Here is a 22,600-nt window from a genome sequence, read left to right on the forward strand (position 1 = left end):
CGTGGCACCCTGATGCCATGACTCGCCTCACCCTCGTGGGTCCCTCCGAGGACGGCCTTCACCTTGTCGTGGAGGCCGAGTCGGGTGACCGCTTCGAGCTCCCCCTGACCGACGAGCTGCGCCACGCGGTGCGCTACACCAGACGTGCACGACGCGCCGCGGAACCGGTCGAGGAGGCCGAGGCGCCCACCATGACGCCGCGCGAGATCCAGCAGCGCATCCGGTCCGGTCTCACGGCGGCGGAGCTCGCCGAGCTCACCGGCATGTCGTTGGCCGCGATCGAGAAGTACGAGGGCCCGGTGGCCGCCGAGCGCCAGTACATCGCCGACCTCGCGCGCGAGACCCGGATCGGTCGCGACCCGAGCGCTCCCCAGCTGGGAGAGCTCGTCACGGACCGCCTCGCCGCCCGCGGCGTCGACCCCGAGTCCGTGACGTGGGACGCGTGGCGCGAGACCGACGAGCCGTGGCGGGTCGCCGCCGACTACCGCGTCTCCGGGCGCGGCGTGCGCGCGCTGTGGACGTTCGACCACACGGCCCGCACCGTCACGGCCGAGGACGAGGAGGCCCGTTGGCTCTCCGAGACCGAGCTCCTCGACGTCCCGATCCCCCGCCGCCACCTCAGCGCCGTGGGGTCCAGGGATGCGGCGGTCGCCGAGCACCGCCCCGCGTGTGGAGGCCAGCCCCACGGAGCTGCTGCTCGACGACCTCGACCTGCGTCGCGGCACGCGCGAGACGGTCGACGAGGACGAGGACGACGAGGAGTTCGAGGGCTTCGGCCCCGCGGTCCGCGCCCGGGAGGCCGAGACCGGCTTCGGTGGTGCCGGCCGTGCGCGCGAGGACGCCGCGGCGAGCACCGCCGAGGTGGCCCAGGCGAAGGCCGAGGAGCCTACGGAGCGGCGTTCGACCAAGCGAGGCCGCGCGTCGGTGCCCAGCTGGGACGAGATCGTCTTCGGCGCGAAGAACGACCAGAGCTGAGCCTGGCGCTTCGTCCTGGCCTATCCCCACACAGAACTCCGGATCCGCCCGGACCTCCATGCATGTCACGGCGCATCGGCCGACCATGAAGGGGGCAGCTGCAGAATCCGTGTGGAACGCGGTAGCGGGCTCCTAGTCCGTGCTGGCCACGAGGAGCGGCACCTGCAGCTCCTCCTGCGTGAGCGAGCCGTGGACGCCGACCAGTGCGAGGGCCTGGGCGGTCTGCGTGCGCGAGTCCACCACGGTCGCGCGGCCGGCCATCGCGACCACGACGTCGCCGATCCGCTCCTCGACGTGACCGGACACGGGGCCGAACAGGCCCAGGCCCACGGCCTCGTCGCGCAACAGGACCGCCGCGTGATCCCCGAGCACGTCGCGCCACCTGTCCGCGACCGCGGGCGCGAGCGCCGCATCGTCCATGTGGAGGTGGAGCGCACGCGGCTCCCCCGCGACGAGGCGCACGTCGCGCGCGAGCGCGGGCTCGGCGCCCAGGTCCCAGCGCGGCGCCCCCGTGACGTCGACCATGCCGTGGTCCGCGGTCACCACCATCGCCGCGTGCCGCGGCAGGCGGGCGCGCAGGCGCCGCAGCTCCTGGTCGGCGTCCTCGAGGGCGGCGACCCACTGGTCCGACTGCCAGCCGTGCTTGTGTCCCGCGGCGTCGATGTCGCCCCAGTAGCAGTACGTGAGGCCGGGCGTGCGGGCGCGCTGGATCGCCTCGTCGACACGGTCGGACAGGCGCTCCGCGCCCACGAACTCGCCGCCCGACAGCGCCGCTCGCGTGAGGCCGGACCCCTCGAACCGCCGCTTGCCCAGCGACGCGACCGGCAGGCCGCCCTCGTGGGCGACACGCATGAGGGACGGCTCGCGCTGCCACGTGTCGGGGTCGTCGGCACCCTCCCATGACACGAGGTTGGCGGCGGCGCCGGTCGCGGGGTTGTGGGCCGTGTAGCCGGTCATGCCGGTCGCGCCGGACGCCCGACCCGTGCCGAACAGCGCCAGCGACGTCGCGGTCGTGGTCGGGAACCCGGCGGTGATGATGCCCGACTCGGTGGAGCGCAGGAACGGCGCGTGCCCCTTGCGCGCGTCGAGCTGGTGGTGGCCTAGCCCGTCGAGCAGCACCACCACGATGTGGTCGGCGGTCGGGATGCCCAGGCGGATCCGGTCCGCTTCGGCGTCGCGGCCGGTCACCGCGGATGCGGCGCCCACCGCTGCGAGCGCGCCCGGCAGCACGGCGCCGAGCTCGAGCCCGCCGTAGTCGGGAAGGGACAGCCCGGCGGCAGCGAGCCGCCCGGCGGGATTCACCCCCGCGCCCCGATGGCGCCCTGGAGCACGCCCGCGAAGTCCTGCAGCGCGCGGATCGAGTCCTCGCCGTCCGCGATCACGCTGACGCGCACCAGGATGTCGTCCGAGGTGAGGGTGCCCGTGTAGCCGTGGTCGGCATCGCAGCTCTCGTCGCCGCAGGACGCGGGCTCGAGGTCCACGCGAGAGTGCACCGAGCCGCCCACGGCGAGCACCAGCTCGCTCGGCAGGTCGCCGTCGGTGAAGCGCTCGGGCTCGTGCACCACGTGGGTCATCGCGGTGTTGCGGATCGCGGACAGCGCCGTGGTCTCGACGGTCGCGGAGGCCTCGTGCCGTCCCTCGACGGTGTGGCCGGCGCCGTCGTCCATATGGACGCGCAGCAGGCGGGTGTCGGTGATGACCAGCACGGTCATGTGCCGGCGCACCTCGCGGTCGTCGAAGGTGGTCTCGGCGTGGACGAAGTGCGCGCGCACCGTCTCGGCGCCGATCGCGGAGCGGAGGACGGAGGTGGCGAGCGCCGGGTAATACCCCGCGATCCGCACCGCCTGGTCGAGGGTCTGAGCCATGGCCGATATTCTCTCACCTTCGTGGGCACCCGACCCGCGCATCCCCCAGGGACGATGCGCGGGCCAGGCGGGCGGCCCGCGAGCCTGTGCGCACGTGTCGGACGGACGCGAGACAATACGGGCTGGATCCGGACCCCGAAGAGACGAGGTGGCAGATGGCCGACGCACCCGACGCGCAGATCGTCGATATCGACGTCAGCGCCGAGATGGAGGCGTCGTTCCTCGAGTACGCGTACTCGGTGATCTACTCCCGCGCCCTCCCCGACGCCCGCGACGGCCTCAAGCCGGTGCAGCGCCGCATCGTCTACATGATGCAGGACATGGGTCTGCGCCCCGAGCGCGCCTACGTGAAGTCGGCCCGCGTGGTCGGCGAGGTGATGGGAAAGCTGCACCCGCACGGCGACTCCGCGATCTACGACGCGCTCGTGCGCATGGCGCAGTCGTTCTCGCTGCGCCTGCCCCTGGTCGACGGCCACGGCAACTTCGGCTCCCTCGACGACGGCCCGGCGGCCTCGCGCTACACGGAATGCCGCCTCGCACCCGCGTCCATGGTGATGACCGAGAACCTCGACGAGGACGTCGTGGACTTCGTCCCCAACTACGACAACAAGCTCACGCAGCCCGCCGTGCTGCCGTCCGCGATCCCCAACCTGCTGGTCAACGGCGCCGCGGGCATCGCCGTCGGCATGGCGACCAACATGGCGCCGCACAACCTGATCGAGGTCGTGTCCGCCGCGAAGCACCTGCTGCGGCACCCGGGCGCGTCGCTCGAGGAGCTCATGCGGTTCGTCCCCGGCCCCGACCTGCCCACGGGCGGCAAGATCGTGGGGCTCGACGGCGTCAAGGAGGCGTACGAGTCCGGCCGCGGCAAGTTCATCACCCGCGCCACCACCCGCATCGAGAAGGTCACCGCCCGCCGTCAGGGCATCGTCGTGACCGAGCTTCCGTACATGGTCGGGCCCGAGAAGGTCATCGAGAAGATCAAGGACGGCGTCTCGTCCAAGAAGCTCGACGGCATCTCCGCGGTCACCGACCTCACGGACCGCCACCACGGCCTGCGCCTCGTCATCGAGGTGAAGAACGGCTTCAACCCCGAGGCCGTGCTGGAGAAGCTGTACCGGGTCACGCCGCTCGAGGAGTCGTTCTCCATCAACAACGTCGCGCTCGTGGGCGGCGAGCCCCGCACGCTGGGGCTCAAGGAGCTGCTGCGCGTCTGGGTGGACCACCGCCTCGACGTGGTCCGCCGTCGCAGCGCGTTCCGCCTCAAGGCGCGCCAGGACCGCCTCCACCTGGTCGACGGCCTCCTCATCGCGATCCTCGACATCGACGAGGTCATCCAGATCATCCGCGCCGCGGACGACGCCTCCGTGGCGCGCGAGCGCCTGCGCACCGCGTTCGACCTGTCGGAGATCCAGGCCGAGTACATCCTCGAGCTGCGCCTGCGCCGCCTCACCAAGTTCTCGCGCCTCGAGCTGGAGAACGAGAAGTCCCAGCTGCTCGCCGAGATCGCCGAGCTCCAGGAGATCCTGGGCTCCGACGCCGTGCTGCGTGACGTGGTCGGCCGCGAGATGGACGCCGCTGCGGCCCAGTACGGCACGCCGCGCCGCACCATCCTGCTCGCCGACGGCGGCGCCGTGTCCTCGGCGGCGTCGGTCGCGGGCGCCACGGCCCGCGCGGGCGCGAAGGCGCCCGCGATGTCGCTCGAGATCGAGGACTCCCCCTGCTACGCGATGCTGTCGACCACCGGCCTGGTGGCGCGCACCGCGGAGGACGAGGCGCCGGCCCGCGAAGGCCGACGCTCGGCGCACGACGCTCTGCGCAGCGTGGTCCACTCGTCGGCCCGCGCGGACGTGGGCGTCGTGACCAGCGCCGGCCGCATCGTCCGGCTGTCCCTGCTCGACGTTCCCGCGCTGCCGCCCAGCCAGGAGCCGCCGTCGCTCGGCGGCGGCACGCCCGTCGCGGAGCTCGTGGTGCTCGAGCGCGGCGAGGAGGCCGTGGGCCTCGTCCCGCTCGACGGCGCCACGCCGGTCGCGATGGGCACCCGCCAGGGTGTGGTCAAGCGCGTCAAGGCCGACGACATCCCGAACAAGGACGTGTGGGAGGCGATCGCGCTCTCCGACGGCGACGTCGTGGTGGGCGCCGGGGCGGCCGCCGACGGCGACGACCTGGTGTTCGTCGCCGACGACGCCTCGATGCTGCACTTCGACGCGAGCAACGTGCGCCCGCAGGGCCGCGCGGGCGGCGGCATGGCCGGCATCAAGCTGGGGGCGGGCGCGAAGGTGATCTTCTTCGGCGTGCTGCGCGCGGGCACCGACGGCGCGGTCGCCACCATCGCGGGACCGTCCGACGGCCTCCCCGGCGTGGCCGCCGGCTCCGCCAAGTGGACGCCCATGGACGAGTTCCCCGCCAAGGGCCGCGCCACCGGAGGCGTGCGCGCGCACCGCTTCCTCAAGGGCGAGGACGTCCTGCTGCTCGCGTGGGCCGGTCCCACTCCCCCGCGTGCGGCGACGTCCGCCGGTCAGCCGGTCGAGCTCCCCGCGGAGCCGGGCAAGCGCGACGGCTCCGGCACGAGCCTGCCCACCCCGGTGGCCGGGCTCGGCTGACGGGTGCTCATGCGGCGAGGCTGAAGGTCTCCGCGAAGCGCCCGAACAGCTCGGGGCTCCCGTCGAGAACCTCGACGACGCCGCTGGCGATGGCCTGCGCCGGCGCCAGCTCGCCCGCGATCACCCTGCGGATCTCGGGGCCCGAGGCGAACGCGAGGTCCGCGATCCCCGCACCCCGTGCGATCTCGAGCGCGGCGCCGTCGACGCGGACCAGGAGCTCGGCGGGGCCGAACGTCGCCGCGTAGGCGGTGGGGGGAAGGGCGCGCGCGGCCGAGGGACGGAACGCCGTGCGGAGCGCCATGGTCATCGAGTCGGGGGTGATCACCTGCGTCTCGCGCGGCTCCCCCATCGCCTTGAACCCCCATGCGCCGAGCGCGAGGACCACCGGCTCCAGCTCCCGCCCGTACGGCGTGAGCTCGTACACCACGGTGCGCAGGCGTGGGATGCGGCGGATCACGCCCGCCTCCTGCAGCTCCTTGAGACGCGACGCGAGGATGTTGCTCGGGATCCGCGGCAGGCCCGCGGCGAGCTCGCCGTACCGTCGCGGCCCCACGAGCAGGTCCCGCACGATCAGCAGCGACCAGCGCTCCCCCACGAGCTCGAGCGCCCGCGTGACGCCGCAGTACTGGCCGTACTCCCGTGCGGCCAAGCTCAGGCCTGCTGACTCATGTAGGCCTCGGGGCCCTGCTCCGCCGCGACGGGATCCATCCACCCGAACTCGAGGATGTTGCCGTCGGGGTCCGCGAGCTGTCGCTGATACATGAAGCCGTAGTCGCTGGCGGGCTGCCCTTCGGTGCCGCCCGCCGCGAGCCCGTCCGCGACCGTCGCGTCGACCTGCTCGCGGCTGTCGAGGAAGATCGACGTCGACACCGACGGGTTGACCGCGGGGTCGCCGATCGGCTTGTCGGTGAACGTCTGGAAGAACTCGCGCACCAGGATCATGAAGTAGCTGTGGCCGTCCTCGACCACCACGCACGCCGCGTTGTGGTCGGTGAACTGCGGGTTGATGGCGAACCCGACCGCCGTGTAGAACGCCTTCGCGCGCTCCAGGTCGGTCACCGGAAGATTGACGAACATCGCGGTCATGGTGATCCCCTCCCCAGGGTCGTGTGTCTCACCACCGCCCACACTTGCAAAAAACAAGTGGCGCGTCAAGGCATGCGGCCGAGTTCGTCGAGGGGACGATGCGCCGGTCGGGTCAGGCCGCGGGCCCGCCCGGGAGGTCGGGGGCGTCGGCCGGGGCCTCAGCCCTCGCACGGCCCTCGCGCAGGCGCACGCCGTCGGCGACGAGCAGCACGTCGCCGCGGAAGAACCGCAGCAGCCACAGCACCGCGTCGACGTTCGGGTCGTGCCTGATCCGCGCGGGCGCGCCGGCACCGGCGCGAGCCGAGCGGGTACCGATCACGTCGAGCACGGAGTGGACGGCGAGCGTGTACTGGCCTCGCAGCACCGTCTCGAGCGGGCGCGACACCTTGCGATAGCGCACCCTCACCCCGTGCTCCCCCGCCTCCACGTCCGCCCGGTGACCGACCTCGGCGGTGCGGCGCACGTACAACCCCTTCTTCGGCAGCACCCGGGCCACCGCCACACCGCGTCGCATCGCGATCTCGAGCGCGAAGGCGAGACCGTAGCCCGAGGCCTCACCGGTGTTGGAGAACACCGCGACGTCGCCGGGCGCCTCCCGCTCCCGCATCACCAGGACCGCGACGGTCGGATGGCCGCGCTCGGCGGCGTCGATCGCGCCGTTGACCGCGAGGTGCAGGAACCGCCTCCTGCGCAGCGGCTCGGGCACCACGAGCAGGCGGCACCCCAGGTCCGCCGCGCGCACGATCGCCTCGCGCACGTCGCCGCGCACCAGACCGCCGTCCTCGATCTCCAGCCCGGGCGCGCGCGCGTGCAGCGGCTCCGCGTCGTCGAACAGCGCATCCGAGCTGAGGTTCACCACGGAGGCGGCCGCGTCGACGATCCGCGCGAGGGCGCGGTCGCTGAAGCGATGTCCGTCGAGCACGGCGATGCGCCGCGTGGGCTCGATCACGGGCGTCATCGCGCCTCCCCTGCGAGCAGCGCGAGGCGTGCCTCGATCAGCGCCTCCCAACGGCGCGCGCGGCGGCGCGCCTCGATCACCGCCAGGGCGGCGAGCCCGGCCCCGCCGAGCGCCCAGGCCGCGGCGCGGCGCCTGCCCGCCAGGGCGAGCACGCCCCCGGAGGCCACCCCCATGACGACGCCGCCCAGCGCCCCCGCGTAGGAACGCGCGTACGCGAGCATCAACCCGAGCGCCACCGGATCCTCGGCGCGGGACACGGCACGGGCATCGTCCACCGTCACGCGCCGCGGGAGCATGCCCTCGCCGATCCACGGCAGAGCGGCCTCGAGCGCCCGATACCTCGACGGGCCCATGCGGTCCTCCTCCCGGTCCCCGGTCAGCCCCGGTCGAACGCCCAGTCGCGGTCCGTCACGAGCTTGGCGATCACCAGCCCGACCATGATCGACAGCACCACCAGCACCACCTGCAGGATCGCACCGATGGTCTCGGTGTAGCTGCCCTCGTTGAGGCTGACCACCGACTGGAACGCGAGCACGCCGGGGATCATGACCAGCACGGCCGGCACCTGCAACGTGATGATGGGCGACCGCGTGCGCGGCGCGGCGAACGCCACCAGGACGCCCACGAGCACGCATGCGAGCACCGTCGCCATCTGGATCATCACACCGCGGTCCACGAGGATGAGCCGGAACGTGTTCGACACCATGCCGATCACCGAGGCGGCGAGCGCCATGCGCCACGGCGAGTTGAACATCAGCGCGAAGCCCAGCACCCCCACCAGGCTGGCGGCGGCCACGAGCGTGAAGTGCGGCACCGGGTCGAGCGGGATGGGGGCACGCACGCTCGAGTCGAGCGCGTCGACCAGCGTCATCGCCCACACCGACAGCGCGGCGCCCACGATCATCATCGTCGCGAACACCAGGCGGGAGATGCCCGCGGAGAAGTCCAGCTTGGCCATGTCGAGCGCCGCCGTGATGAGGGGGAACCCGGGCAGCAGGAACAGGGTGCACGCGATGTAGCCCGACGCGTGGACGTCCACCGTGGTGCCGGACAGCGAGAACACCGCGACGGAGGCGAGGTAGACACCGCAGGCGAGCGCGGCCGCCGCCATGGTGGTGCCGAACGGGTTGAACCCGCGGTGCGCGAAAGCGCGCCGCACGAACTGCCCCAGCGTCGCGGCGATCAGCACCGCGAGCACCTCGAGCGGGCGGGCGTTGTTGAGCACCGCGAACGCGGCGCAGGCGGCCCCGGCGGACAGCGCGTTCACGGCCGGGTGGTACAGCGCAGGCTTGGCCTCGATCGCGTCGAGCGCCGCGTTGACCTCCTCGACCGTGGTGCTGGCCGGGATGGTGGAGCGGAAGTCGTCGAGCAGCTGGATGCGCTCGGCGTTGACGCCGAACTTGCGCACCTCGGTCACCTCGGTGCGGAAGAACTCGCCACGATGCGTGGTGGCGGTGATCTCGGTGAACGTGACGGCGGCGGTGTGACGGTCGATCCCGAGGGCGCGCGCGACGGCCTCCATCGCCTCCTTGACGCGGTAGCTCGCGGTGCCCGCCGCGAGCATCATGCGGCCCACGCGCAGGATCGCCCCCGACTGCTGGATCAGCCCGACCGGCTCCAGCGAATGCTCGTGATCCCGGGGTGTCGCGCGTTCGTCTGCCATCGTGTCCCTCGTGTCGGTGTCGCGGTCAAGCCGCGGTGTGCTCCGGGGACTTCATTGTGGCAAAGGCGGGTCCTGGGCGCGGCGCGCCGCGCTGGTCAGCGCGGCGTGCCGACGCGGCGGTGCCAGTCCCGCACGCGGGCGAGGCGCGAGTCGTGAAGCGCCCGGTCGGCGCGGTCCAGCCCCACCACCGCGAGGCCGCCCGCGAGCGTCGCGAGCACCACGCCGGCGGTCGCGACACCGGTGAGCACCAGCGCGACCACGACGGCGACCGTCACCGTGACGCCCAGGATCGCGAGGCCGTGCCCGGGTGCGGCGTGCTCGCGCCGCCACAGCTCGTCGAGGAGGTCGAGCTCACGCTCGGACTCCATGAGCTCCTCCTCCAGCAGGGCGCACCGTGCGGGCAGCCCATGGACGGGAGCGGGCCGGAACACGGTCCGGGCACCCTCCTCGCGCACCTGCGCGCGCTGGTGGAAGCCGTACGGGTGGACGGGACACGGCGGGGCGCCCTCGTGCACCTCGGACGCACGGACGGGGAGGCCGCTCATGCGTCGATCCTCGACCGGTCGAGCGACGCGGCGCCGGCGATGATGAAGTCGCGTCGCGGCGCGACGTCGTTGCCCATGAGCAGCTCGAAGACGCGCTCGGCCGCGGCGGCGTCCGCGCTGGTGACGCGGCGCAGCGTGCGGCGGCCCGGGTCCATGGTGGTCTCCGCGAGCTGGTCCGCGTCCATCTCGCCCAGGCCCTTGTAGCGCTGGATGTCGTCCTTGTACTTGCGACCGGCGCGCTTGAGGTCGCGCAGGGTCTCCTGCAGCTCCTTCTCGGAGTACGTGTAGATGTACTCCTTCTCGCGCCGGGCGGAGCCGGACACCTCGATGCGGTGCAGAGGCGGCACGGCGGCGAACACACGCCCGGCGTCCACGAGGGGCCGCATGTAGCGGAAGAACAGCGTGAGGAGCAGCGTGCGGATGTGCGCGCCGTCGACGTCCGCGTCCGTCATCAGGATGATCTTGCCGTAGCGGGCCGCCTCGAGGTCGAACGTGCGGCCGGAGCCCGCGCCGACCACCTGGATGATGGACGCGCACTCGGCGTTGTGGAGCATGTCCGTGACGGACGCCTTCTGGACGTTGAGGATCTTGCCGCGGATGGGCAGGAGCGCCTGGAAGTCGGAGCGGCGTGCGAGCTTCGCGGTGCCGAGCGCGGAGTCGCCCTCGACGATGAACAGCTCGGACTGCTCGACGTCGTTGGAGCGGCAGTCCGCCAGCTTGGCGGGCAGCGACGAGGTCTCGAGCGCGTTCTTGCGACGCGAGATCTCCTTCTGCTTGCGCGCGGCGACGCGCGCCCTCATCTCCGCGACCACCTTCTCGAGCACCGTGTTCGCCTGGGCCTTGGTGTCGCGCTTGGTCGACGTGAGGATCGCGGCGAGCTGCTGCTCGACCACCTTCGCGACGATGCCGCGCACGGGTCCCGTGCCGAGCACCTCCTTGGTCTGGCCCTCGAACTGCGGCTCGGGGATCCGCACCGTGACCACGGCGGTGAGGCCCGCCATGATGTCGTCCTTCTCGATGCGCTCCGCGCCGTCCTTGCCGGTGAGCTTGAGCCGGCGCGCGTTGGTGGCGATCTGGGCGCGCAGCACCTTCACCAGCCCGGCCTCGAAGCCGGCGAGGTGGGTGCCGCCCTTCGGCGTCGAGATGATGTTGACGAACGACCGCGTCTCCGCCTCGTAGCCGGTGCCCCAGCGCAGCGCGACGTCGACCACGCACTCGCGCTCCACCTCCTCGGACACCAGGTGGCCGTTGGGCTTGAGCACCGGCACCGTCTCCGTGTAGGTGCCCTGGCCCGTGAGCTCCCAGGTGTCGGTGACCGCGGTGTCCGTCGCGATGAAGTCGACGAAGTCCTTGGCCCCGCCCTCGTAGCGGAACTCCTCCTCGTGCGGCTCCGCCGGGTTGCGCTCGTCGCGCACCACCAGCGTGAGCCCGGGCACCAGGAAGGCGGTCTGGCGCGCGCGCACCAGCAGGTCGTCATAGCTGAACGAGGCGGTCTTGTTGAAGATCTGGCGGTCCGCCCAGTAGCGGATCCGGGTGCCGGTGCGCGCCTTCGCGACCTTGCCGACCACCGCGAGCTCGGAGCCGGTCACGAACGGCTTGAACTCGGCGTCCGGAACCGCGCCCGAGGCGGGGTCCTGGAAGTAGCCCGGCTCGCCTCGGCGGAAGCCCATGTGATGCGTCTTGCCGCCGCGGTCGACCCACACGTCGAGCCGCTCGGACAGCGCGTTCACCACGGAGGCGCCCACGCCGTGGAGGCCGCCGGACGCGGCGTACGAGCCGCCGCCGAACTTGCCGCCGGCATGCAGCTTGGTCATGACGACCTCGACGCCGGTGAGGCCCGTCTTGGGCTCGATGTCGACGGGGATGCCGCGACCCTGGTCGCGGACCTCGACGGAGTCGTCCGGGTGCAGCACGATCTCGATCCGGTCGCCGAACCCGCCCAGCGCCTCGTCGACAGAGTTGTCGATGATCTCCCAGAGGCAGTGCATGAGGCCCCGCGAGTCCGTGGTGCCGATGTACATGCCGGGTCGCTTGCGCACCGCCTCGAGTCCCTCGAGGACGGACAGGTGCCTAGCGGAGTAGTCGTTCGCCACGGCGGTCATCTTAGTTGCGCCCTCCGACGTCGCCGCGCAGGCCCACCGGAGGACGTGCGGATGATCCGCGGACGTGGGAGCGTTGTGCCTGGCAGGGAGGCTACGGATGACGGTGACGGCGGAGCGGGACATCTCCACGAGGGACGTGATCGAGCGCGCGCTCGTCGCGACGGGCGCGGTCCTCGCGATCACGGGTGCGGCGTGGGGCTCGGGAGCCTTCGGCGGGGTACCCGTCGAGGACGCCGCGGGTGGGGTCCTCGCCTCCGACGCGACGCTCCTCGCCCCGGGCTCCGCGGCGTTCGGCGTGTGGGCCGTCATCTACGTCGCGCTCGCGGTGTTCGCCGTGGTCCAGGCGCTGCCGGGTCCGGGCGCGAGCCCTCGCATCCGGGCCGTCGCGTGGCCGCTGCTGGCGGCGATGGTGCTCAACGCCGGCTGGATCTGGGTGGTGCAGCGCGAATGGCTCGCGGCCTCGGTCGGCGTGCTCGCCGTCATCCTGGTGGCGCTCGGCGTGGCCGCCGCCCGGCTGTCCCGCTCGCGTCCCGCCACGGCGGTGGAGGCGGCCGCGGCAGACGCCCCTGTGGGCCTCTACCTCGGGTGGGCGACGGTCGCCACCGTCGCGAACGTCACCGCGGTGGGCGCCTGGTGGGTGGGCAGCGACCCCGGGGACGGCACGTGGGCCGCGGTCGGCGTGCTCGTCGCCACCGCGTTCGTCGGCATCGCGATGGCGCGCGACCTCTCCCCGTCCCCGGTGCTCGCCTGGACCGCGACGGCGACGCTCGCGTGGGGCCTCGCGTGGATCGGCGAGGAGCGGCTGTTCGGGCAGCCGGACGATGCGGCGGTCGGGTGGGCGGCGATCGGCGCGGCGGCCGCGGTGGTCCTCACCACGGCGATCACCACGGTCGCGACCCAGGTCCGCGCCCTCCGGTGGGCGCACCGCCACCGCCCTCGGGGCTGAGCGCCCTCGGGTCGCGCTAGCGTCGCGGGCGACGGCGCACGGAGCTCATCGCGACGTTGTCGTGCTTGATGAAGAAGCCCAGGTCCTGGTAGAGGTGCAGGCCGGCGGGACTGGCGTGCAGCTCGACCACCTCGATGCCTCGCCGGTCGGTCTCCTCGAGCAGCGCCTCCATGATGGCGCGCGCGTATCCCTTGCGCTGATGCTGGGGCGCGGTCGACACCCACTGGATGTAACCCATCTGGTGGGCGTCGGCACCGGGGCGCGCCAGCCGGGGCGCGACGTTGACCAGGCCGCACGCGGCGAGACCGCCCTCGGGCGCGTCGATCACCATGCCGAACAGGTCCTGGCCCAGGCGGTCCCGCACCATCCGCGTCGACTCGACCGCCCACGTGGGCGTGGGCTTCGCACCCACCGCCTTGTACATGAGCGCGCCGAGGTGGACGATCTCGGCCGCGTCCGCCGTGACCGCGGGCCGGACGTCGGTCACCTCAGTGCCACGCGACGGCGACGACGACGTTGACGAGCGTCAGGCCGGTGACGACCCAGAACGGGGTGACGGGGTTCTCGCGCTTGCGCGTCGCCTCCGCCACGCCGGCGATCGCAAGCGCGATGAGCAGCTTGACGGCGATCTTCACGTGGTCCGGCTCGTGGTCGCTCGCGTACGCGACGCCGGTGAGCGCGAGCCCCGTGAGGATCTGCGCGCGGGCACCCCACACCATCAGCATCGTGATGCGCTTGGTCTGCGCCGTCAGCTGCTCGAGCGCCGGCCCCAGCAGCGCCGCGACGCCGACGAGGTGAAGGACCAGCAGGACGGTGCGCAGGACGCTCATGGGGGGCTCCAAGGAGATCGGGACGGTCGGCACGATGCTACTGCCTCACCCGGATGCCGCCGGAGCGCCACGGAACCCGCGCATCGTGCATCGACCAGGCGTGACCCGCCGCTTCGGCCTACCGTAAGAGTCCTATGAACGCGCTCGAGGAGTGGGTGGTGTCCGCCACCGACACGCTGTGGACCTGGCTGGTGCTGCCGCTCGTCGTGGTGCTCGCCGTGTACTTCACGGTCCGGTCCGGCGTGGTGCAGGTCCGGCTGCTGCCGCGAATGCTCAAAGTGCTCACGGATCGCACGCCCACAGACGCCGAGGGACGCCCCCAGTCGCTCTCGGCGTTCCAGGCGTTCACCGTGTCGGCGGCGTCGCGGGTGGGGATCGGCAACATCGCCGGCGTCGGCACCGCCATCGCGGTCGGCGGGCCGGGGGCCGTCGCGTGGATGTGGTTGATGGCGATCTTCGGCGCCGCCACCAGCTTCGTGGAGTCGACGCTCGCGCAGCTGTACAAGCACCGCGACGCCGAGGGCTTCCGCGGCGGCCCCGCGTACTACGTGCAGCGTGGCCTCGGGTCGCGCGGGCTCGGCGTGGTGCTCGCGATCGTGCTCATCCTCGCCGCGCCGTTCGCGGTGACGATGCTGCAGTCGTTCACGATCGCGGAGACGGTGACCGGATCGTTCGAGGACGGCGCGCCCGGCTGGGTGGGGCCCGCCGTCGCCACCGTCGTCGCGCTGCTCACCGCGGCCGTCATCTTCGGCGGCGCACACCGCATCGCACGGGTCACCGAGGCGGTCGTGCCCGCGATGGCGCTGCTGTACCTCGGCCTGGGCGTCGTCATCGTGATCCTTCACGTCGACGCCATCGGCCCGGTGCTCCGGGCGATCCTCGAGGACGCCGTGTCCGGCCAGGCGGTCGCGGGCGGGGCGCTCGGCACCGTGATCCTCACCGGCGTCCAGCGGGGCATGTTCTCCAACGAGGCCGGATTCGGCACGGCGCCGAACGCGGCCGCGAGCGCCGCCACGACACACCCCGTCAAGCAGGGCCTGGTGCAGTCGCTCGGCGTCTACTTCGACACGTTGTTCGTGTGCTCGATCACCGCGTTCATCATCCTGGTGACCCGCCCGGACCTCGCGAGCGCGGAGCCGGGCGTGGCGATGACGCACGACGCGGTGGTCGGGTCCCTCGGGAGCTGGGCGGGCGTGCTGCTGTCCGTGATCGTGTTCCTCCTCGCCTTCAGCACCATCCTCGGCCTCAACTTCTACGGCGAGTCGAACATCGAGTACATCACCGAGCGGCGGCCCGTGCTGCTCGCCTATCGCGCCGTCGTGGTCGTCGTGGTGCTGGTCGGCGGCCTCGTGTCCGCCACCCTGGTGTGGTCGCTCGCGGACCTGCTGCTCGGGGTGCTCGCGCTGCTCAACCTGCTCGCGATCGCCCCCCTGTCCCGGCACGTGTTCCGCCTGCTGAGGCACTACTCCGGCCAGGTGCGGTCAGGCAGGGACCCCGTCTTCACCAGGGACGCGCTGCCTGGGGTCGCCGGCATCGAGGCGTGGGAGGACGAGCAGTCCGTCACGGGCCTGCCCCGCGAAAGATAGGGCACCTGCCCGATGCACGAGCGGCGCGCTCGAGCGGAGACTCGAAGGTGTCGGCGCCCGGCTCCGAGGGCGCCACCACTCACGGGAGACGCCATGGAAGACCTCAGCATCGCCGCACGCGGCGTCCGTGTGTCCAGCAGCCTCGACCAGCGGGTCGAGATGCGTCGCGCCCAGCTTGAGCGCCTCGGCGACGACGCCCCGTCGCCGCGGCGGCACCTCGCCCCGATCAAGGAATGGTTCACGCACCCCCTTCGCACGGCGCACCTCGCGCCCCGCCACCGGCCGCACGCGGCGTAGTCGACCCCGTTCGCCTCGACGCGGGCCCGACGATCGGCAACGATGTCAGGGTGACCGCAGTATCGCGGCCCGCCGGCCTGGTGGGACGCGACGTGGAGCTCGCGGCGCTCGGGCGAGCGCTTGACGCGGGTGCCCGCGGCGAGCCCTCGGTGGTGATCGTGCGGGGCGAGGCGGGCATCGGCAAGTCGCGGCTCGTTCGCGAGGCCGCGGCCCGCGCCCGCGCCAGGCCGGACGCGCTGGTCGTGACCGGAGTGTGCATCGACCTCGGCACGGTCGGCTCGCCGTTCAGCGCGGTCCGACGGCCCCTGCAGGAGCTCGTCTCGGCCGTCGGACCCCCTCAGGCGGCGGCGGCCGTGCGGAGCCCCACGGCGGTCTCGACCCTCGCGCGCATCATCCCCGAGCTCGAGGACGTGAGCGACCCGCACGCCGCCCCTCCCGCAAACGGGGTCGACTTCGTCGCGGAGGCCGTCGAGAGGCTCCTCGACGGACTCTCCGCCCGCGCGCATGTGGTGGTGGTGCTCGAGGACGCCCATTGGGCCGATGCCGCGACACGGGCGCTGGTCCGCACCTTGGCGGCGACGCTCCGTGCCTCGCGGCTCACGCTCCTCCTCACCTACGACAGCGACGAGGTAGGCCGGGGTCACCCGCTCAGGGAGGTCGTGACGGAGCTCGAACGTCACCGCAGCGTGGAGGTGATCGAGCCCGCGCGCCTGTCACGCGCCGGGGTCGCGGCGCTCGCGCGGGAGCTCACGGGACACGACTTGGATGGCGACGACGTCGAGGCGCTGCTCACCCGGTCCGAGGGGGTGCCGTTCTTCGTCGAGGAGCTGCTGGCGGCACCTGGGCCCGAGCTGAGCGGCAGCCTCCGCGACATCGTCCTGGCGCGCTACGACCGTCTCGGCGGCCCCGGACAGGCGGTCGCGCGCCTCGCCGCCGTCGCGGGCATGACGGTGCGCGAGGACGTGATCGATGCGGTGTGGGACGGTGATCGCTCCACCCTCACGGCCGGCCTTCGCGACGCCGTCGACCACGGCGTCCTCCTCCGGCACGGCGACGCGTTCACGTTCCACCACGCGCTGCTGCGCGAAGCGGTGTACGCCGAGATGCTCCCCCACGAGCGGATCGCGGCGCACCGCGCGCTCGCGGACGCCCTCGGGCGCGGATCGCGTGGGGACGATGCGTCCGTCGCCCACCACCGGCTCGCGGCGGGCGACCGTGAGCGCGCCTTCGACGCCGTGATCGCCGCGCGGGAGGCGGCCAGGCGCGCGTACGCGGTCGGCGCGGCGGCCCAGCTGGGCGAGGAGCTGCTGCGGCTCTGGCCCGACGTCGACGACCCTGAGGACCGGCTCGGCGGCACCGCGCTCGCGCTGCGATGCGAGATCGCGGAGGACCTGTACGACTCCGGGGCGGCTCGCCTGGCCATGCGCGCCGTCGAGGCCGGCCTGGCCGACGCTCCGCAGGACCGGGTGGAGGAGCGTGCGCGACTGCACAGCCTTGCGGTGGTGCTCGCGACCGAGCACGAGGGGCTCGGCAGCGGCGCGGCGCACCTCGAGGCGCTGGAGGAGGCGCTGGCGCGATGCCCTGCCGACGCCGCCGCCCCGATGCGGGTGCGCGCCCTCGCGATGAGGGCCCTCGGGGAGTCGGGGCCCGCCGCATCGGCGACCACGGACGCGTGCGTCGCGCTCGCCGAGGGGACGGGCGATCCCGCGCTGATCGCCACGGCCCTCACGCGTCGCGCGTGGGTCCGCTCGCTCGCCGGTGACTTCGATGACGCGCTGCGCGAGGCACGCCGGGCGGCCGAGATCGATCGGGGTGGCATCCTGTGGGGCCGTTGCGCCGCCACCTCCGTCATCGACGTCCTGACCCGCCTCGGGCGCTACGGCGAGGCGGTGAGCGAGGGCGAGGTCGCGCTGCGGGACGCGATCGAGTCCGGGCTCGAGCGGCGCATCGGTGCGCCGATCATCGCGAACATCGCCGAGGCGCTGCTGCTCGCGGGCAAGGTCGATGACGCGCTGCCCCACCTGCGGCGCGCGGCCGCGCTGCTGCGCGGCGAGTCGCCACGGTGGGAGGTGTTCCTGGCCGACCTCGAGGCCGAGGCGCTGGTATGGGCGGATCGCCTCGACGAGGCGGACGCGGTGCTGGCGCCGGTGCGGCGCGCCGCGTCGACTGTCGACGCGGACCCGGAGGGCGCGTTCGGGACCGCCGCCGCGCTCGCGGATGCCGCGCTCGCGCGTGCCGAGGACACGGCCCCGGCCGGCGCTCGTCCGCTCGTGGCGGAGGCGCTCGCGGTCGTGGGCGCGATCCGCCATCCCGACGCGCTCGCGCAGGCACGCATGGAGCACGACCTGCTTCTCGCGACCGCCCGCGCGATCGATGCCGCACGGCGCCGCCGCATGACGATCCCGGCGGGGCTCGTGGCCCGCACGCGCGAGATCGCGGACGCCATGAGCGCACACCCGGCCACCGCGCACGCGGCAGCGCTGACCGCGGCGTTGATCGCGGACCGGGACGAGGTGGACCGGTGGCGGGCCGCCGTCGCGGCGGCCGACGCCGGGCTCGCGCCGCTGAGGCGCGTCCACGAGGCGCACTACCGCCTTGCGTGCGCGCTCAAGCGGTCGGGACGGCGGCGCGAGGCGGATGCCGAGTTCGGCGGGGTGGTCGCGCGGGCACCCGCGGATGGTGCCGCGCTGCTCGCACGCTGGTCCGCACGGGCGCGCGGGCCCCAGATGACGGCGGGCGAGGGCGATGGCCCTCTCGCGGACCTCACCGGGAGGGAGGCTGAGGTGCTCGCGCTCGTGGCCGAGGGGCTCACCAATCCCGAGATCGGCGAGCGGCTGTTCATCTCACGCAAGACGGCGAGCGTGCATGTCTCCGCGATCCTCGCCAAGCTGGGTGCGGCCAACCGGACGGAGGCCGCGGCCCTCTTCACCGCGTCGTCAGCGCGCGCCTGAACGGAGAGAGGCGCCCTCCCCCGCGGCGGGGAAGGGCGCCTCTCGCGTCCGACAGGGACCGATGCTCAGTCGAGGTAGTCCCTCAGGACCTGCGAGCGCGACGGGTGACGCAGCTTCGACATGGTCTTGGACTCGATCTGGCGGATGCGCTCGCGCGTGACACCGAAGACGCGTCCGATCTCGTCGAGCGTCTTGGGCTGGCCGTCCGTGAGGCCGAAGCGCATGCCGACCACGCCGGCCTCGCGCTCGCTGAGCGTGTCCATGACCTTGCTCAGCTCCTCCTGGAGCAGCGTGAAGCCCACGGCGTCCGCGGGCACGACGGCCTCGGAGTCCTCGATGAGGTCGCCGAACTCGGAGTCGCCGTCCTCGCCCAGCGGGGTGTGGAGCGAGATGGGCTCGCGGCCGTACTTCTGGACCTCGACCACCTTCTCAGGGGTCATGTCGAGCTCCTTGGCGAGCTCCTCCGGGGTGGGCTCGCGGCCCAGGTCCTGGAGCATCTGACGCTGCACGCGGGCGAGCTTGTTGATGACCTCGACCATGTGGACCGGGATGCGGATGGTGCGCGCCTGGTCCGCCATCGCGCGGGTGATGGCCTGACGGATCCACCACGTCGCGTAGGTCGAGAACTTGTAGCCCTTGGTGTAGTCGAACTTCTCGACCGCGCGGATGAGACCGAGGTTGCCCTCCTGGATCAGGTCCAGGAACAGCATGCCGCGGCCCGTGTAGCGCTTGGCGAGCGAGACGACGAGGCGCAGGTTGGCCTCGAGCAGGTGGTTCTTGGCGTGACGGCCGTCGTTGGCGATCCACTCGAGCTCGCGGCGCAGCTTGGGGGCCAGCTTCTCGCCCGAGCCCAGCTTCTCCTCCGCGAACAGGCCCGCCTCGATGCGCTTGGCGAGGTCGACCTCCTGCTCGGCGTTGAGAAGAGCGACCTTGCCGATCTGCTTGAGGTAGTCCTTCACCGGGTCGGCGGTCGCGCCGGCGGTCATGACCTGCTGGACGGGGGCGTCGTCGTCGCCGGTGCCGAGGACGAATCCGCGGCTGTCGGACTCCTCCTCCTTCTCGGCGGGCTTGGCGCCCTCGTCGGTGGAGTCGTCGGTGTCGAGGTCGGCGTCCTCGAGCTCGACCTCCTCGGCGTCCTCGTCCTCGGAGGCCTTCGCCTTGGCGGGAGCGGCCTTCGCGGTGGCCTTGGTCGCGCGCTTGGGTGCGGCCTTGCGTGCGGGCTTGGCGGTCGCCTCGGTGGTCTCCTCGACAGCCTCGTCGGCGGCCTTGGCGGCGCGCTTGGGTGCGGTCGTGGTGGAGGCCCCGGTGGACTTGGAAGCGGCTGCGGTAGTCGTGGCCTTCTCCTTCTCGGTTGAGCTGCCGACGGGCGGCAGTGAAGCGTGGGACGATGCGGGGGTTGCGGAAGCCGGACGACGGGCACCACCCGTCGGTACGACGACGGAACGACCGTCGGCGCGACCCGGCTGCTTCGGCGACACGGCTACCCTCTCGACCTGTCACGGAGTGGATGGTGAGGCCCCGCTGATCGCCTCGCGCAAATCCATTAAATTGTAACGCCCACCGCAAGCGAATCGTTCCGCGACACTCACGCGGCCTCACCCTGCGGGTCCCGGCCGGCAGCGCCGATGAGAGCGAGCACGAGCAGCGCGAGACGATACCCGGGATCGTGATCGAGCGCGACCGCGCACCACGCGCGGGCGACTCCCGGCGACTCGTCCCACCATGCCATGACCGCGAGCGTGGCAGCGGCGGGCGCGCACAGGCGCCTTGGCGCGTGCTCGAGGATCGCCTCGAGCAGGCGTCGCGCGGCCTCCACTCGGGACGCCACGGGACTGTGCGACGGTCGCAGCCCGTCCCCGAGCGCCGCCGCGATGGCGGCGGAGTCCCGTCCCGCGAGCGCATCACGCACCGCGCGGCCGGAGCGCGGAAGGAGGGCGAGCAGCAGCGCGTCCCGGACGCGCACGTCGCCGAGCGCGGCCGCCAGCCGGCCGAGCGGAGCGGGCCCGTCCGCCCCGTGCGCGAGCGCGTCACGCCAGTGCGCGGCGCTCGCCTCGCGCCACGCCGCCTCTCCCTGATCGCGGCGAGCCTCCCACCGTCGCGCGGCTCGACCGACGAGCCGGCGCTCCGCGGCCGGCGCGCGTGAGGCACCCGGGTCCACGGCGTCGCCGGACGCCCGCGGCGGCCCCGAGGTCGCGGCGGGCACGGCGCGGCCGCCGGGCGGGCAGCACCGCGGGTCCTCGCAGCCCGGGTTGTAGTAGCGGCCGCCGCTCACCATCCATGCCTCGACGGCCGCGACGGTGTCCTCCAGCGCGTCGACCGCGGTCGCGAGCGCGAGGCACCCCCGGTCCTCGTCCTCCGTGTACGCGAGCACGACCGCGCGGCGGGCACCCTCGCGCATGGCGGCCCATCCGAGGTCGTGAGCGGCCAGCGAAGCCTCGTCGTTGACCAGGTCCCACACGTCGAGGCGGAGGATCGCACCCACCTCCCCGCGTTCGCGGAGCAGCACCGTCACCACGCTCTCGCGCGGTTCGAAGCCGAGCAGGGTGGGCAGCAGGGAGGCGAGCTCGCCGGGTCCGGTGATCACTGTCATGGCTCCAGCGTCAGCGCGCGGTGCCGGCGCGGCACCGGCCGGCCCCACATCTGTGGACGACCCGCGCACGGGAGGGCACTGGGGACATCCGCCCCGACCCCTACGCTGATCGCATGCACCCGACCGTCGAGGATCCCCGCGCCGCGATCGCCGATCACACCGCCCGCCTGCTCGCGTGGGCCGCCGCATCGATGGCGCCCGCGCGGGAGGCGGCGCGTGATATCGCCGAACGGCTCGCCGTCTCGTCGGAGGGCGGGAAGGCCTTCCGTGGGCGCCTGCTGCTCGCGACGTTCGACGCATGCTCCGGGACCGACAGCGACGCCGCCCTGGGCCTCGCCGCCTCGCTCGAGCTGTTCCAGACCGCGGCGCTCCTGCACGACGACGTGCTCGACGGCTCGGACACCCGTCGCGGGCGGCCCGCCGCGCACCGCGTGTTCGAGCACCAGCACCGTGCCGCGGGCTGGCACGGCGACCCGGAGGCGTACGGGCGAGCGGGCGCGATCCTTTCCGGGGACGTCGCGCTCATCGCGGCGCAGCGCGGCGCGACGCTGGCCGCGCGGCGCGTCGGCGACCTCGTCTCCGACCTCTTCGACGAGATGGCGGCCCTGGTGACCGCGGGCCAGCATCTCGACATGCGGGTCGCGGTGTCGCCGATGGACGATCTCGGGGCGCTCGAGTCGGACATCCGCACGATCATGCGCGCCAAGACCGCCTCCTACACCGCCGAGTTCCCGCTCGCGCTCGGCGCCGCTGCGGCGGGGGCGAGCCCCGCCACCGTGGCCAGGCTGCGCGCCGCGGGCATCCCTCTGGGACTCGCGTTCCAGCTCCGCGACGACGTCCTGGGCCTCACGGGCGCGTCGGAGGTCACCGGCAAGCCCGTGGGCGACGACCTGCGCGAGGGGAAGCGCACGCTGCTCGTCTGGCACGCCGTGGCGCACGGTTCCGCCGCGCAGCGCGACGCGGTGCTCGCGGTGCTCGGCAGGGCGGACGCCACCGCGGCGCAGATCGACGTCGCGGTCGAGGCGATCGCCGCTTCCGGCTCGCTCGAGGCGGTCGAGCGGCAGATCACGGCCCACGCGGCCACCGCGCGCAGCGCCCTCACCGAGGCGCTGGCGGACGCGGATCCGGTGCTCGGCCTGATCGACGCGGCCGTGCACCGCAGCGCCTGACCGCCGCCGGGACCGCCCGCGCGGCTACAGCAGGGTCTGCGCGATCCGGCGCACGTGCGCCCGACGGCCCTCGCGCAACGCGTCGAGCGGGCTCATGCCCAGCTCGGGCTCGTCGGTCATCAGCCAGTCGGCGCACTCCGCGTCGTCCATGCCCGCGTCCCGCAGCAGCGTGAGCGTGCCGTGAAGGGTGTGGACGATCTCGGGTCCCCGCTCGCCGTCGACGATCACGCCGGCCGGGATCTGCAGGGTCTGCCGCTCGCCGCGGCGCACGGCGAGGAGCTGCCCCTCGCGGAGCATCTCCCTCACCTTGCTCGCCGTGGTGGCGAGGCGGTCGGCGAAGTCGGGCACGGTGAGCCAGGCGGCGTCGTCGGTCATGGCTCCAGGGTACTGAGAACCGCGACCACCCTTGCGACCGGGGCGGACCGCGGGTTACG

Annotated in this window: 21 protein-coding genes; 7 read left to right on the forward strand and 14 right to left on the reverse strand. The window is 73.1% G+C overall.

Annotated elements, in window-relative coordinates:
- Window positions 1-17: 17 nt before the first annotated feature.
- Complete coding sequence (sepH, locus tag AOM01_RS14785) at window positions 18-1,064, forward strand: septation protein SepH (RefSeq protein WP_267127728.1); 1,047 nt, start codon at window positions 18-20, stop codon at window positions 1,062-1,064.
- A 43-nt stretch (window positions 1,065-1,107) separates the two neighbouring features.
- On the opposite strand, the gene AOM01_RS11520 is transcribed toward sepH, so the two are convergent.
- Window positions 1,108-2,277: an alkaline phosphatase family protein gene (locus AOM01_RS11520; protein ID WP_062293555.1), complete on the reverse strand. Its 1,170-nt coding sequence runs from the start codon at window positions 2,275-2,277 to the stop codon at window positions 1,108-1,110.
- Window positions 2,274-2,840, reverse strand: a complete 567-nt coding sequence (locus AOM01_RS11525; RefSeq protein WP_156155956.1) for a DUF5998 family protein — start codon at window positions 2,838-2,840, stop codon at window positions 2,274-2,276. The genes AOM01_RS11520 and AOM01_RS11525 overlap by 4 nt, the downstream gene beginning before the upstream one ends.
- 155 nt (window positions 2,841-2,995) lie before the next feature.
- Here AOM01_RS11525 and AOM01_RS11530 point away from each other — a divergent pair, with 155 nt between their 5' ends.
- Window positions 2,996-5,443 carry a DNA gyrase/topoisomerase IV subunit A gene (locus tag AOM01_RS11530; protein WP_062293557.1) on the forward strand — a complete coding sequence of 816 codons (2,448 nt, stop codon included), beginning with the start codon at window positions 2,996-2,998 and terminating at the stop codon, window positions 5,441-5,443.
- Window positions 5,444-5,450: 7 nt separating this feature from the next.
- Here AOM01_RS11530 and AOM01_RS11535 read toward each other — a convergent pair whose 3' ends face one another.
- The 7 genes from AOM01_RS11535 to AOM01_RS11565 form a co-directional block, all read right to left on the reverse strand.
- Complete coding sequence (locus tag AOM01_RS11535) at window positions 5,451-6,092, reverse strand: winged helix-turn-helix transcriptional regulator (protein ID WP_062293559.1); 642 nt, start codon at window positions 6,090-6,092, stop codon at window positions 5,451-5,453.
- A gap of 2 nt (window positions 6,093-6,094) precedes the next feature.
- Window positions 6,095-6,529 carry a VOC family protein gene (locus tag AOM01_RS11540; RefSeq protein WP_062293564.1) on the reverse strand — a complete coding sequence of 145 codons (435 nt, stop codon included), beginning with the start codon at window positions 6,527-6,529 and terminating at the stop codon, window positions 6,095-6,097.
- Window positions 6,530-6,641: 112 nt separating this feature from the next.
- Window positions 6,642-7,487, reverse strand: coding sequence for a hypothetical protein (locus tag AOM01_RS11545; RefSeq protein WP_062293568.1), 846 nt, complete (start codon window positions 7,485-7,487; stop codon window positions 6,642-6,644).
- The gene (locus AOM01_RS11550; RefSeq protein WP_062293570.1) at window positions 7,484-7,840 is read right to left on the reverse strand and encodes a hypothetical protein; all 357 of its coding nucleotides are present in this window, start codon (window positions 7,838-7,840) and stop codon (window positions 7,484-7,486) included. The genes AOM01_RS11545 and AOM01_RS11550 overlap by 4 nt, the downstream gene beginning before the upstream one ends.
- A 23-nt stretch (window positions 7,841-7,863) precedes the next feature.
- Complete coding sequence (locus AOM01_RS11555) at window positions 7,864-9,150, reverse strand: threonine/serine exporter family protein (RefSeq protein ID WP_062293573.1); 1,287 nt, start codon at window positions 9,148-9,150, stop codon at window positions 7,864-7,866.
- 95 nt (window positions 9,151-9,245) lie between these two features.
- The gene (locus AOM01_RS11560) at window positions 9,246-9,695 is read right to left on the reverse strand and encodes a hypothetical protein (RefSeq protein ID WP_062293576.1); all 450 of its coding nucleotides are present in this window, start codon (window positions 9,693-9,695) and stop codon (window positions 9,246-9,248) included.
- Complete coding sequence (locus tag AOM01_RS11565; RefSeq protein ID WP_062293742.1) at window positions 9,692-11,797, reverse strand: DNA gyrase/topoisomerase IV subunit B; 2,106 nt, start codon at window positions 11,795-11,797, stop codon at window positions 9,692-9,694. The genes AOM01_RS11560 and AOM01_RS11565 overlap by 4 nt, the downstream gene beginning before the upstream one ends.
- A 97-nt stretch (window positions 11,798-11,894) precedes the next feature.
- On the opposite strand from AOM01_RS11565, the gene AOM01_RS11570 reads away from it, so the two are divergent.
- Window positions 11,895-12,743 carry a TspO-related membrane protein gene (locus AOM01_RS11570; protein ID WP_156155957.1) on the forward strand — a complete coding sequence of 283 codons (849 nt, stop codon included), beginning with the start codon at window positions 11,895-11,897 and terminating at the stop codon, window positions 12,741-12,743.
- Between the two features lie 16 nt (window positions 12,744-12,759).
- Here AOM01_RS11570 and AOM01_RS11575 read toward each other — a convergent pair whose 3' ends face one another.
- Window positions 12,760-13,230, reverse strand: coding sequence for a GNAT family N-acetyltransferase (locus tag AOM01_RS11575; protein ID WP_062293582.1), 471 nt, complete (start codon window positions 13,228-13,230; stop codon window positions 12,760-12,762).
- A gap of 1 nt (window position 13,231) precedes the next feature.
- The gene (locus AOM01_RS11580; RefSeq protein ID WP_062293585.1) at window positions 13,232-13,573 is read right to left on the reverse strand and encodes a hypothetical protein; all 342 of its coding nucleotides are present in this window, start codon (window positions 13,571-13,573) and stop codon (window positions 13,232-13,234) included.
- Window positions 13,574-13,707: 134 nt separating this feature from the next.
- Here AOM01_RS11580 and AOM01_RS11585 point away from each other — a divergent pair, with 134 nt between their 5' ends.
- From AOM01_RS11585 to AOM01_RS11595, 3 genes are all read left to right on the forward strand, one after another.
- Window positions 13,708-15,159: an alanine/glycine:cation symporter family protein gene (locus AOM01_RS11585; protein WP_062293588.1), complete on the forward strand. Its 1,452-nt coding sequence runs from the start codon at window positions 13,708-13,710 to the stop codon at window positions 15,157-15,159.
- A gap of 93 nt (window positions 15,160-15,252) precedes the next feature.
- On the forward strand, window positions 15,253-15,456 hold the full coding sequence (locus tag AOM01_RS11590; protein ID WP_062293591.1) for a hypothetical protein: 204 nt from the start codon (window positions 15,253-15,255) through the stop codon (window positions 15,454-15,456).
- 50 nt (window positions 15,457-15,506) lie between these two features.
- Window positions 15,507-18,407, forward strand: a complete 2,901-nt coding sequence (locus AOM01_RS11595) for a helix-turn-helix transcriptional regulator (RefSeq protein ID WP_169746557.1) — start codon at window positions 15,507-15,509, stop codon at window positions 18,405-18,407.
- 65 nt (window positions 18,408-18,472) lie between these two features.
- Here the strand turns inward: AOM01_RS11595 and AOM01_RS11600 are convergent, their stop codons facing one another.
- Entirely contained in the window at window positions 18,473-19,885 is a 1,413-nt protein-coding gene (locus AOM01_RS11600; RefSeq protein WP_082110216.1) for an RNA polymerase sigma factor, read from the reverse strand.
- 107 nt (window positions 19,886-19,992) lie between these two features.
- Window positions 19,993-20,997: a DUF4192 family protein gene (locus tag AOM01_RS11605; RefSeq protein WP_169746558.1), complete on the reverse strand. Its 1,005-nt coding sequence runs from the start codon at window positions 20,995-20,997 to the stop codon at window positions 19,993-19,995.
- A 113-nt stretch (window positions 20,998-21,110) separates the two neighbouring features.
- Here AOM01_RS11605 and AOM01_RS11610 point away from each other — a divergent pair, with 113 nt between their 5' ends.
- Window positions 21,111-22,166, forward strand: a complete 1,056-nt coding sequence (locus tag AOM01_RS11610; RefSeq protein ID WP_062293601.1) for a polyprenyl synthetase family protein — start codon at window positions 21,111-21,113, stop codon at window positions 22,164-22,166.
- 24 nt (window positions 22,167-22,190) lie between these two features.
- Here the strand turns inward: AOM01_RS11610 and AOM01_RS11615 are convergent, their stop codons facing one another.
- Window positions 22,191-22,541, reverse strand: coding sequence for an Rv2175c family DNA-binding protein (locus tag AOM01_RS11615; protein WP_062293604.1), 351 nt, complete (start codon window positions 22,539-22,541; stop codon window positions 22,191-22,193).
- Between the last annotated feature and the right edge of the window lie 59 nt (window positions 22,542-22,600).

Origin of the sequence: Demequina phytophila (assembly GCF_000971135.1) — a bacterium.
Lineage (GTDB): Bacteria > Actinomycetota > Actinomycetes > Actinomycetales > Demequinaceae > Demequina > Demequina phytophila.